Source organism: Planococcus sp. SE5232, from assembly GCF_050686535.1.
Taxonomy (GTDB): domain Bacteria; phylum Bacillota; class Bacilli; order Bacillales_A; family Planococcaceae; genus Planococcus.
Genome location: NZ_JBOGCP010000001.1, coordinates 78,514 through 90,873 on the forward strand (window position 1 = coordinate 78,514; position 12,360 = coordinate 90,873).

The window sequence follows — 12,360 nt, forward strand, 5'->3', positions numbered from 1 at the left end:
TAGGGGTCAGTTTGAAAACCTCATCTTCATAGATGCTGTTTTAATCGAATATGTAAGAAAGCCCGGCTGCCTGCGGAAAAATTCCGCGTGCAACCGGGCTTTTAGTTGGTGTTTCTAGATCAGACGACAGGCTCTCCCTGGACAATTTCCATGATGTTCTTGTCCGTGGCTGCTACTGAGCCGGATTTGCTGAGTTTGATCGATTGGCCTTCTTCAAGGTTCGTGAAGACGACAGGCGTAATGATGGAAGCTGCGTTTTCTGCGATGTAATCCAAGTCCATTTCCATTAGAAGCTGTCCTTGTTCAACCAAATCGCCTTGTTCAATATGTGAAGTAAAGCCTTCACCTTTCAGATGGACCGTATCAATCCCGATGTGGATCAGTATTTCCGTTCCGTTGTCCGCCGCGATGCCGATGGCGTGCTTGGTAGGGAAGACCGTGACGACTTTGCCGTTCACCGGAGAGAATACTTTTCCTTCTGTCGGCTTGATCGCAAATCCGTCACCAACCATTTTGCCGGAGAATACCTGATCCGGAACTTCTGAAATCGGAAGCAATTCACCGGTAATCGGGCTGTTGAATTCCAATGGTGTAGCTGAAGCGGCGGCAGTTGAATCTCCAGTTGGAACCGCCGTTTTTTCGGATGGTCGAGGCGCTTTGCCATTGATGATGTCCTGCATTTGTCCCCGCAGGCTATCTGAGACAGGTCCGAAAATGGCCTGGATGTTGTTTCCAACTTCCATGACGCCGGATGCGCCAAGTTTTTTCAATCTGTTTTTATCGACATTGCCTTTATCGGCAACGCTGACACGTAAGCGGGTGATACAAGCGTCAAGGTGGGTGATGTTTTCCTGGCCGCCCATAGCTGCAAGAATTTCATATGGCAAGTCGCCAACTTCACCTGTTTCCTCATCGCCTTCTTCATCAGCTTCGCGCCCAGGTGTCATCAAATTGAATTTTTTGATAGCAAAACGGAACCCGAAATAGTAGATGACCGAGAACACGAGACCGACAACAATGACCCAGAACCATTCTGTTCTTCCAGGCATTACCCCGAACAGCAGGAAGTCAATCAGTCCGCCGGAGAATGTCATCCCGATCTTAACGTTAAGCAAGTGCATGGTCATGAATGACAGACCCGCAAAAATTGCATGGATACCGAACAATACAGGTGCAACAAACAAGAACGAGAACTCAAGAGGTTCGGTGATTCCTGTCAGGAACGATGTCAAAGCACCTGAAAGCATGATGCCGCCGACAATTTTCTTTTTCTCCGGACGTGCACAGTGGTAGATGGCAAGTGCCGCAGCTGGAAGACCGAACATCATGAATGGGAATTTACCGGTCATGAATGTCCCGGCAGTAAAGTCTACACCGTCCTGCAGTTGAGCAAAGAAGATGCGCTGGTCGCCGCGGATGATTTCACCGGCAGCATTGGTATACTGGCCGAATTCAAACCAGAATGGTGAGTAGAAAATATGGTGCAAACCGAATGGAATCAATGAACGTTCAATGGTTCCGAATACGAACGCCGCAAGGGTACGGTTCGTTTCAAGCATGAAGTGGGAAAGTGTATTCAAACCGGTTTGGGCAAAAGGCCAAACCATGAACATCACAATACCAAGAAAAACAGCAGAGAAAGCAGTGATAATTGGAACAAAGCGCTTTCCAGCGAAGAAACCTAAAAACTGAGGCAATTGGATATTGAAGAATTTATTGTACATAAAGGCAGCAAGGACCCCGACGATAATACCGCCGAATACGCCTGTTTGCAGCGTCGGAATTCCCAGTACATTGGCATATGCCGGATCAGCGGTCATTTCCAGGGTGATTCCGCCAAACGCTTTCATCGTAACGTTCATGATCAAGTAACCGATGATGGCAGCAAGTCCTGCTACTCCATCACCACCGGCAAGGCCGATTGCGACACCTACAGCAAACAGCAAGGGCAGGTTATCGAAAATGACACCGCCGGCTTCCGCCATCACGAATAATAAGGACTGGATCCAGTCAGCTCCCATAAAAGGAACCGCTTCCAAAAATGATTCTTGTGCAAAGCTTGTACCGAAAGCCAATAGGATACCGGCAGCAGGTAAGAGTGCAACTGGCAGCATAAGGGCTTTACCGACTTTTTGCAAGGTACCGAATAAATTGAATGACATGCAATTTCCTCCTCGATGGTTCAAATTATGAAGCAGATCAATTGAAGACACAAAAAAGGCATGAGAAGAAAAGGGAAAAGCCGAGAAAAGGACAGTTTTGTCCTAAGGGTCAACTTTTGCATCTTTTCATACTCATGCCTGATCGAATCAGTAACACGTATGGTCAGAATTTATGTGTCAAGCGCTGCAGATGAATCGTCAAATACATGACTTCCGCTTCATCTACAGGCTTATTCAATTGGTTTTGCATTACTTTAATGAGCTTCCAAGCAAGATTATAGCATACGGGATATTCACTTTTCAACATAGCGGCCAATTTATTTTCTTCCCCCAGGGGAGCTCCTTTATCGGCACGGTCGATGGCGCGGTGGAGGTGCTGAATAAGGCGGTGGTAATCGATATTGTCTTTTTCCAACTGGATATCCAGGCTGTCTTCGATGATTTTCACCATTTTTGAGAGCAAAGCATGATAGCGATTGATATCGCGCAGGGACTTGTCTGTAACGGCACTGTGGACATGGAGTGCGATAAAGCCGACTTCCCCTTCCGGAAACGAAACGCCTGTCCGCGCTTCCACTTTTTTGACCACATCCTGGGCCACAATGTATTCTTTTGGATACAGTGATTCGATTTCAAATAAGAACGGATTGGAGAATTGGATTCCTTTTTTTGCCCGGTTAATGGCAAATGCGATATGGTCTGTCAGGGCCACGTGGATATGTTCGTTGAGTTCTTTGCCCATTTTTTCCTCGATGAACAAGAGCAGTTCATGGATGAAGGCAATGAGCTGCTCCTCGATATAAGGAAGCAGATTGACGTATTGCTCCATTTCTTTTTCGTCCTGCAGCAAAAAGGTTTTATCTGCTTGGTCGAAAGGGACGGTATCCCCCTTTTTTCGATTAAAGCCAAGGCCATTGCCGATCAGGACAGCTTCTTTATACGTATCGTTGCTCGCGATGACGACATTATTATTCAATATTTTTTGTATGGTCAAGATTTGCTTCATGTTAGCCTCCATCTGCCACTGGACTTTCGTATCTGTCTGACTGGCATAAACAAACGATTTTCTGTGAGTATGAATCTGGCGCAATTTAACTGCTCCACGAAATTCCTTTAGGCCAATAGGATATAGTATCTCCTCTGTTTGCAAGCGGATCATCCATCAACCAGGATATAATCTGAAAATTCTTCTGTGCCTTATTCTAACATTTCTTGTTTGTCTGTAATAGATATTACTGTTGCTGGTGTCATGGGCTGTTGCGCATTCATTGAGTTTAAAAAACCCAAGGCGTATACTGAGGCTATATCAATTGTATTAAACATCAGGAGGTAATGGAGTGGCGATTAACCCTAAAGCCGTCTTTTTGGATATGGACGGGACGATTTTGAATCATACCAACGAAGTAAGCATGGACACGAAAGAAATCATAGATAGACTTCGAAGTGAAGGGATTTTTGTATTTGTAGCGACAGGCAGATCCGCTGAAGAGCTGGCAGAAATGCTTCCGGAAGGCTTTGCTGTAGATGGCATCATCACCTCAAACGGCATGGCCGGTTATATCGGGGAAGAAGTCGTGTTCGAGCACGCACTGCCGCTGGATTTGGTGGAAACGGTCATTACCAAGGCACGGGAACGCAAAATCTATTATGAGCTTTTCCCGCATGGCGAAGCTCGGCTGGTGCTGAAACAGGACCAGGCATTTGTCGAAGCAGCTGTTCGTGATCCTAAGCCCGATTCCGTCCAGATCAACGAATGGATTTCACGCCAAAAAGCGATTGAAGAGGAAATCGAGTGGATAGACGAAATTACTGGAAGTCATTTTTCCAAATTTTATTTCTTCGCAAGAACGAAAGATGAAATCGATGATTGGAAAATTGAACTCAAGCAACTTCAAAAAGAGATGGATTTCACGATGACTCCGTCTTCACCGCATAATGCCGAAGTAATGGTTGCAGACATCAACAAAGCATCAGGTATCAAACAGATGCTGGAGCGGTTCGGTTTAACGGGCTGTGAGACCCTAGCCATCGGAGACAGCGACAACGATGTCAAGATGTTCGAGTATGTCAGCCATGCCGTCGCGATGAAAAATGCGGCGGACCATATCCAGGCCATGGTCGATGAGGTGACGGAATTCACCTGTGATGAAAATGGCGTTTATCATTACCTGAAATCGAAGGTATGGGAACAACTGGAAGCAAGAACCTCAAAAGCGTGAATTGAATAACGGCAAAACAAAAGAATCCCCCAAAACGCTCACTGTTAAAGTGTTCGTTTTGGGGGATTTTATTTTTTGTGAATAATTGTTGTCAGCATACCGAATCGTTGGATTTAGGTACCGACAGTCCGAATAGTGGACGGAGATACAATGCGACAAACGTTCCGGCTAATGCCAGAATGCCCCAGATGTAGCCGTGGAGGCTGAACGACGCAATGCCACCGAAGTAAGCGCCGATGTTACAGCCGAATGCCAAGCGGGCGCCATAGCCCATCAGCAAGCCACCGATGACAGAAGCGAAGAAATTGCCCACTTTCACTTTCGTGAACTTGAACAAGCCGCCAGCGGCTGAAGCAAGGAATGCCCCGATAATGACGCCGAAGTTCAATACTGTTGTGGAATCGGCAAAGATTGAAGACTCAAGCATAGCGGCATTGGCACCTTGCCAATAACCCCAGCTTGCTACGTCAACACCGAACAATGCAGCGATTTTCGAGCCCCACAGTGCAAACGCCGATGTGATGCCCCAAGGTGTACCACGGACCATCAACGTCAATGCGTTCAACAATGCCAGGATGATGGCTGCAGCGAACAAAGGCCATGAACCGCGGAAAATCCGTCTCCATCCAGAAGCGGATGGCAGAGGCGCCATTTTTGGAGCGCGTCTTTTTTTCTCGATAGCCAAACTGATCAAAGCAATCAAACCGAAAATGACAATCGACACAAGCCAAGCGCCGCCGTAGCCAAGCCCAGTTGAGGTGGCTAACGAAATCGGTTCGAACGCCGGCATTTCTTCTGTCCAGAACGGCAGATGGTAAGCGCCGATCGTTGTTCCGATGATGAAGAACAGCAAGGTCACAAACATCACCGTACGTCCGCCGCCGATTGCATACAAGGTACCGGAAGCACAGCCGCCGCCGAGTTGCATGCCGATTCCGAAGATGAATGCTCCGACAACCAAGCTGACGCCTACAGGTGAAACATAGCCGGCAACTTCAGTTCCGAAAAATGAATAGCCATATGCCAAAATCGGCGCAAACAAAGTCACCGCAACCGCAAGCATCAGCATATGGGATCGCATGGCTTGGCCGTTGCCGACAGATGCCAGGCGTCGGAAAGCTGAAGTAAATCCGAAGCGTGCGTGGAATAAGGTATAGCCAAGCAATAGTCCGATGACCAGCAAAATAGGTTGTGCTATGTGTTGAGTAGCCAATAGATAAATCATTAATAGAGCCGCAACCACCAGGCCGCCGACAATCAGTGAAACCTGAGGTTTGTTTAAAGCTGTATCTTTCCGTAAAACCGGATCTTTTGCATCGTTTACCGGTTGAACATGTGTAAGTGAAGTCATGAAACCATCCTTTTCTTAGTGAGTTAGTCGGGAATACTTGGTTATCATATAGCTTGAACCCCGGGGTGTCAACGGAAAATGCTTTGGATTAAGCATTTAAAAAGAATATAAATTATGTGGATAACACGGAATATGTGATGGGAAAACGTATATTCCGCTGGGGGTTTTAAAAAATCCAGGAAATCCATGCGCGTTAAAATAAGCAATCAGAAACGAAAACTGATCTTGATGGGTGTATACTGATAAAATAAGTAAAACAAGTGCGTGTTTGGAGGAAAAAGAATGTTCAGCGATATTGCAGTGGAAGAACTGATCCCGTTAAGTGAACAGAAAAAAATGGTGCTTATCGATGTGAGATCGCCATCCGAATATAAGAATTTTTCAATACCTGGAAGCATCAATATCCCTTTTTTCGATGATGCGGAGCGGGCAGAAATCGGCACACTCTATAAGCAAAAGAGTGTAGCTGCAGCAAAAGAGCGCGGCCTTGAAATCATCTCGGCCAAGCTGCCGGAATTTGTGAAGCAATTTAAACAGCTGGAAGGCAATAAAACGGTATTTTGCTGGCGGGGCGGCATGCGCAGCCGAACAACTGCTACGCTTTTGTCGTTGATGGATGTCCATGTCAGTCGGTTGGAAGGCGGAATCCGTGAATACCGGAGATGGGTCATCAACCAGCTTGAGCAGCCGGAAACCCCTTTTAAAGCATATGTATTGAACGGCTTGACTGGAACAGGCAAAACGAGAATCCTGAAAGCGTTGGAAAAACAAGGCTATCCTGTCATCGATCTGGAAGGGCTGGCCAATCATAAAGGCTCGATTTTCGGCCATATCGGCGTTGAGCCGAATAACCAAAAAAAATTCGACTCGCTGTTGGTTCAGCAATTCCGGGAACTCGAAAAATCGCCTTTTGTCCTTTTTGAAGCTGAAAGTTCACGGATCGGCAAAGTTGTCATCCCGAGCTGGGTGATGGATCTGAAAAACAATAGCGTTCAGCTCATTATCGACATGCCGATGGAAGAAAGAATCAAAGAGATCATTGAAGATTACCGACCTGTTCAGTACCAGCAGGAATGTATAGCAGCCTTCCAACGGATCAAAACACGGATGCCGCAGGATGTTTCGAAACAGATCGAAGCGGATTTGGAAACAGGGGAATTTTCCTCTGCGGTACGTCTGCTGCTGGAGTATTATTACGATTCCCGCTACAAGCATACCGGTCTTCAATACCCGGACCAGCAAAAGAAAGTATTGCAGGTGCAAAACCTGGAAGAAGCCATCGAAGCGATCAAACAGCAGATTCCGGATATCGAGAAGTCGTCGGCAAGCTAACCCACTCTTTATAAATGGAAAATCCCCTCAACTCCATGTTGCAGGGGATTTTCTTTACTCACTGGCGATGCCGAAGTAGCTAAGTTGATTCGCTGCATGCAGTTAGGGATAATGGAGAGAGCTTCGAATTCTTCGCAACGGTTTCGGGTATTCAGGCATCTCAGGAAGGAACTGGCCCCATGAACTTTTCACTTAATGAAACAAAAATAAAAAAACTATGCGGACTTGCCGCTTACAAAAAAGGACGGTCCTACATTTTTGGCGGCAAAATCCGGCTCTCACCGGATCTGAATGACGACCGGCTGATCAAAGGCATCGTCATCGGCCGCAACGAATTTCACGTCAGTGTCAGGCAGGAACAGGACGGGGAAATCCTGGCTTCCTGCAGTTGTCCGCCAGTCGGTTTTGTAACGACTTATTGCCATCATATTGCAGGTGTTCTGCTGGCGATTGACGACATGCAGCAACGCGAAAACCCAACGATGAAAATGCTGGATTTATTCACGCGGCAAACAAGCGGAACTAAAGGCAGACGGCAGTACTTCGATAAGCGGCAAACGCTTCAAGTCGAATTCAGTTTCCTTCCGGTTCTAATGGAAGGAACAGGCTACGTACTCGGTCTGCGGCTCGCTATCGGAACAGCTGGACTGGAACCTGTAGAAAATATTGGTGATTTCCTTGAAGCGGTGAGGACTGAGGAATCGTACAGCGAATCAGCTGGAGTCCATTACTCGCCAGAAGAACACCGCTTGCAGGATGAGACTGAAAAGGTACTCGATTACTTGGCGAAAACGCGGATTACAGGTGCAGGAAGTTCAGGAAAAACAGATCTGGTGGTCTTGGCAGCTTCGGACTGGGAGCGGCTGTTGCCTTTGATGCAAACCGTGCCTTTCGTTAAACTGATGGGCGCTGGACGGATTACCGAAGGCATCCGCATCAAAAAAGAATTGCCGCTGTCTTTCCACTTTGCTGAAAACCGCTCCGGTGGCTTTCGTCTGGACGTCGAAGGTTTGGAGGAAGTGCTGATCCTGAAGGTTTACGAGCTGGCGATTGCGGACGGTGCCTTGGTCCATTTGGCTGGGGAAGATGCCAGGCGTCTGGCGGAATTGAAGGAATTGCTGCCTGGCTCGGTTGACCAGCTGCTGATTCCGACAGAGGAAATGGACCATTTCATGGCGACGGTCGTGCCGGGGCTGGAGCGTTTAGGGAAAGTCCATATCGCTGATGCAGTAGCGGAACGGCTGGTGGAAACACCTCTCCGCGCCAAGCTGTATCTCGACCGCATCAAGCATCGTCTGCTGGCAGGAGTGGAATTCCATTACGGGCATTTGGTCATCAATCCGTGTGAAGAGGCGGACGATGAATTCCGCCATTATCCAGGAATCCGCCGGCAGCGAGAGCAGGAGCAGGAAATTGTGAAAGTAATGAAAGACAGTGCATTTACACAGACGGACGGCGGTTTCTATATGCAGGATGAGGAATCGGAGTACCATTTCCTCTACCATGTCATTCCTGTGCTTGAAGAATTGGTGCAGATTTATGCGACGACAGCCGTCAAGCTTCGGGTTCAGAAAAACTATGGCGGTCCGAAAGTGAAAGTTGAAATCAGTGAGCGCACCGATTGGCTGGAATTTCGCTTTGATCTGCAGGACATTCCGGAAGCGGAGATCAAGAAAATCTTGAAGGCGTTGGAAGAAAAACGGCCTTATTACCGAATCCCTAACGGTACGTTAATGTCTTTAGAAACAGCGGAATTCATGGAGTTGAGTGATTTCCTGCGCGAACTGGACGTCAATTCCGCTAATTTCGGCAGGGAAGAGATCCGCATTCCTTTGATCCATGGCCTCCACTTGGTGGCTTCACTGGATGAAGGGCAGCTGCTCGACCCAGGGGCCAGTTTTGCCCACTTGCTGCAAAACCTGAATCGACCGGATGAGCTGGATACTGATCTACCGGAAAGTTTGAACGGGGTACTCCGCGATTACCAGGAAGCCGGTTTCCGCTGGCTTAACCTGTTGGCGAAATATAAATTCGGCGGCATTCTGGCGGATGACATGGGGCTTGGCAAAACGTTGCAAAGCATCGCCTTTATCGTCTCGGTACTGCCGGATATCCGCAAACAGCAGCAGCCTGTCCTCGTGGTTGCCCCTTCGTCGCTTGTCTATAATTGGCTCAACGAATTGACGAAATTTGCACCAGAACTCAAAGTTGGGATCATTGATGGCACTAAAACACAAAGGGCTTCTTTGATCCAAAAAACACAGGGGCTGGATGTCGTCATCACGTCCTATCCTTCCTTGCGGATGGATCAAGCGCTGTACCGCAGCCAAAGCTTCCATACCTTGTTTTTGGATGAAGCACAGGCCTTTAAAAACCCGGTCACCCAAACGGCGAAGGCCGTCAGGGAAATTCAGGCAGATCACCGGTTTGCGCTTACCGGAACCCCGATTGAAAACTCGCTGGATGAATTATGGTCGATTTTCAATGTGGTGTTTCCAGAGCTGTTGCCGAACCGCAGGCTGTTCAGTGAGATGAGGCGCGAAAGCATCAAGAAGCGGGTCCGTCCTTTCATCCTGCGCCGCATCAAGACGGAGGTGTTGACGGAGCTTCCGGACAAAGTGGAAACCATCCATTATTCGGAACTGCAGAAAGAGCAGAAGAAATTATATGCGGCTTACTTAGCCGAATTGAAACAGGATGCACTGAAGCATTTGAACAAAGACAGCTTCCAGAAGAACCGGATCCGGATTTTGGCGGGACTGACCCGGCTGCGCCAGTTATGCTGCCACCCTGCATTATTCGTGGAAGGCTACGATGGCGGATCAGGCAAGTTCGATCAATTGATGGAGCTGGTGGAGGAATGCCGGCTGTCCGGACGGCGTGTGCTGGTATTTTCGCAATTTACCCAAATGCTCGGCATCATCGGCCATCAATTGGCGAAAGAAGGAGTCCCTTATTTTTATTTGGACGGCCAGACTCCGCCCGCAGAACGGGTGGACCTGTGCAGCCGATTCAACGGGGGACAAGGTGATTTGTTTTTGATTTCCCTGAAAGCCGGCGGTACTGGCCTGAATCTGACGGGAGCCGATACAGTCATCCTTTACGATCTTTGGTGGAATCCGGCTGTCGAACAGCAAGCTGCTGACCGGGCGCATCGCATGGGACAGAAGAAGGAAGTGCAGGTGATTCGGCTGGTCGCCAAAGGCACCATCGAAGAAAAGATTAATGAGCTGCAGATGAGAAAGAAAAACCTGATCGATGAGGTGATCCAATCGGGAGAAGAACCGCTGAAGGCGATGTCTGCAGAGGACATCCGGGAAATCCTGACGATATAGCCTGTCGATCTGCCGAATGTCTTTTCTATCCGGAGCATCCTATAAAAATCATCGTCGAAAAGGAATTATTGTGCCCGGTTTGGTAAAATGGTTGAAAGAGAGCTGAGGTGTTGATATGGATCCGAAAAGCATGCTGGAAAAAGTGAAAAACCGTACTCCTGATGTATTAGGAAATAAGGATTTCTCAAAATATGCAATTCTTTTGCCCCTTATCGAAAAAGATGGAGAAATTCATGTCCTCTTTGAAGTTCGCTCCTATGACTTAAGAAACCAGCCGGGGGAAATCTGTTTTCCCGGGGGAAGAATTGATTTTCAGGACCAGACGGAAGAAGACACAGCCGTCCGGGAAACGATTGAAGAGCTTGGAATAGAAAGAGCCGAAATCTCGGATATCTTTCCACTAGACTATATTGTTTCGCCTTTTGGCATGATTGTGTATACATTTGCCGGCATCATTGATCCGGAAGCTGCATTTGAGCCGAATCCACCCGAAGTCGACAGCATCTTTACGGTTCCGCTGTCGTTCTTCCTGGAAAAAGAGCCGAAAGTATACAGCATCAATTTTGATATCCAGCCGGAGGAGAGCTTTCCCTACGATTTGATTGCCGGAGGGGAAAATTACAATTGGCGGACGCGCCAAGTTGATGAATACTTTTACATTTATGGAGACAAGGTCATTTGGGGGCTTACCGCCAAAATTCTTGCACACTTTATCGAGATCATTCGCTGAATGGTCTTTTTGTTTTGGAAAGGAACGGGTCTTTTATCGCAATTTTTGAATTGTAGCCGGCGAAGCTTTTAAAGGGCGGAAAGAACGTGTATAATTATTCATATTACTGATAATTAAAATTATTTTTACAAAGGAGTCCTGACGATGACTACATATCAGCTTGAAGTTATTGAAAATACCAACAAAAAAGAAAAACCGGTGAAAGACCAGGTGCCATTCGGGACGACGTTTACTGATCATATGTATATCCTGGAGTATGAAACAGAAAAAGGCTGGTATGATCCGAAAATCGTTCCCTACGGACCGATCAGTTTAGATCCTGCGGCGATGATCTTCCATTACGGACAAACGGTTTTTGAAGGCATGAAAGCCTATCATACAGAGGACGGGCGCCTTTTATTGTTCCGTCCCGAAAAGAACTTTGAGCGTCTGAACCTTTCAAGTGAACGCCTGAGCATCCCCGCCATCGATGAAGAACAGGCTTTGGAGCATTTGACACAATTGATCAAGCTTGAAAAAGACTGGGTTCCGAAAACACCTGGAACTTCGCTGTATATCCGTCCCTACATCATTTCAACAGACGCCAATCTTGCAGTCGGACCGTCTCAAACCTATAAATACATGGTCATCCTGTCACCAGTGGGCTCTTATTTCCCAGGCGGCCTTCACCCGGTTGTCATCCATGTAGAAGATAAATTCACCCGCGCAGTAAAAGGCGGAACCGGTATGGCTAAAACAGCCGGAAATTATTCGTCAGGCTACCAGGCGCAGGCCAATGCCAAAAAAGAAGGCAACGCGGATGTCCTATGGCTGGATGGCGTCGAAAAGAAATACATCGAAGAAGTCGGCAGCATGAACATCTTCTTCAAAATCAACGGTGAAGTGGTGACGCCTGAGTTGAACGGCAGTATCCTAAAAGGCATCACGCGCATGTCCATCATCGAATTGCTTGGCACATGGGGAATCACCGTAACCGAAAAACGTGTTTCCATCGATGAACTGTACGAAGCATATGAAGCCGGCCAAGTCGAAGAGGTCTTCGGCACTGGGACGGCAGCCGTTATTTCTCCAGTCGGGGAACTGAACTGGAAAGGCCAGAAAATGATCATCAACAATCACGAAATCGGTGAATTATCACAAAAACTATACGATACGATCACAGGAATCCAGACAGGCAAGATTGAAGATACACTGGGCTGGACTGTGGAAGTAAAATAATCGGCAAGTTTCT

Annotated in this window: 8 protein-coding genes; 5 read left to right on the forward strand and 3 right to left on the reverse strand. The window is 47.5% G+C overall.

What is annotated here, in order from left to right; all coding sequences use genetic code 11:
- Positions 1-119 precede the first annotated feature (119 nt).
- On the reverse strand, positions 120-2,162 hold the full coding sequence (gene ptsG, locus ACRC6Q_RS00365; RefSeq protein ID WP_431465475.1) for a glucose-specific PTS transporter subunit IIBC: 2,043 nt from the start codon (positions 2,160-2,162) through the stop codon (positions 120-122).
- 163 nt (positions 2,163-2,325) lie between these two features.
- Positions 2,326-3,168: a glucose PTS transporter transcription antiterminator GlcT gene (gene glcT, locus ACRC6Q_RS00370; protein ID WP_298831474.1), complete on the reverse strand. Its 843-nt coding sequence runs from the start codon at positions 3,166-3,168 to the stop codon at positions 2,326-2,328.
- A 331-nt stretch (positions 3,169-3,499) separates the two neighbouring features.
- On the opposite strand from glcT, the gene ACRC6Q_RS00375 reads away from it, so the two are divergent.
- Positions 3,500-4,381 carry a Cof-type HAD-IIB family hydrolase gene (locus ACRC6Q_RS00375; RefSeq protein ID WP_223636127.1) on the forward strand — a complete coding sequence of 294 codons (882 nt, stop codon included), beginning with the start codon at positions 3,500-3,502 and terminating at the stop codon, positions 4,379-4,381.
- 91 nt (positions 4,382-4,472) lie between these two features.
- On the opposite strand, the gene ACRC6Q_RS00380 is transcribed toward ACRC6Q_RS00375, so the two are convergent.
- Positions 4,473-5,732 carry a YeeE/YedE family protein gene (locus ACRC6Q_RS00380; protein ID WP_223636131.1) on the reverse strand — a complete coding sequence of 420 codons (1,260 nt, stop codon included), beginning with the start codon at positions 5,730-5,732 and terminating at the stop codon, positions 4,473-4,475.
- A 282-nt stretch (positions 5,733-6,014) separates the two neighbouring features.
- Here ACRC6Q_RS00380 and mnmH point away from each other — a divergent pair, with 282 nt between their 5' ends.
- The 4 genes from mnmH (at position 6,015) to ACRC6Q_RS00400 (ending at position 12,347) form a co-directional block, all read left to right on the forward strand.
- Positions 6,015-7,064, forward strand: coding sequence for a tRNA 2-selenouridine(34) synthase MnmH (gene mnmH / locus ACRC6Q_RS00385; RefSeq protein WP_223636133.1), 1,050 nt, complete (start codon positions 6,015-6,017; stop codon positions 7,062-7,064).
- Positions 7,065-7,243: 179 nt separating this feature from the next.
- The gene (locus ACRC6Q_RS00390) at positions 7,244-10,399 is read left to right on the forward strand and encodes an SNF2 helicase associated domain-containing protein (RefSeq protein WP_431465476.1); all 3,156 of its coding nucleotides are present in this window, start codon (positions 7,244-7,246) and stop codon (positions 10,397-10,399) included.
- Between the two features lie 115 nt (positions 10,400-10,514).
- On the forward strand, positions 10,515-11,129 hold the full coding sequence (locus tag ACRC6Q_RS00395; RefSeq protein ID WP_223636137.1) for an NUDIX hydrolase: 615 nt from the start codon (positions 10,515-10,517) through the stop codon (positions 11,127-11,129).
- 144 nt (positions 11,130-11,273) lie between these two features.
- Positions 11,274-12,347 (forward strand): branched-chain amino acid aminotransferase, encoded by a 1,074-nt coding sequence (locus tag ACRC6Q_RS00400; protein WP_223636139.1) that lies wholly within the window; start codon positions 11,274-11,276, stop codon positions 12,345-12,347.
- Positions 12,348-12,360 lie beyond the last annotated feature (13 nt).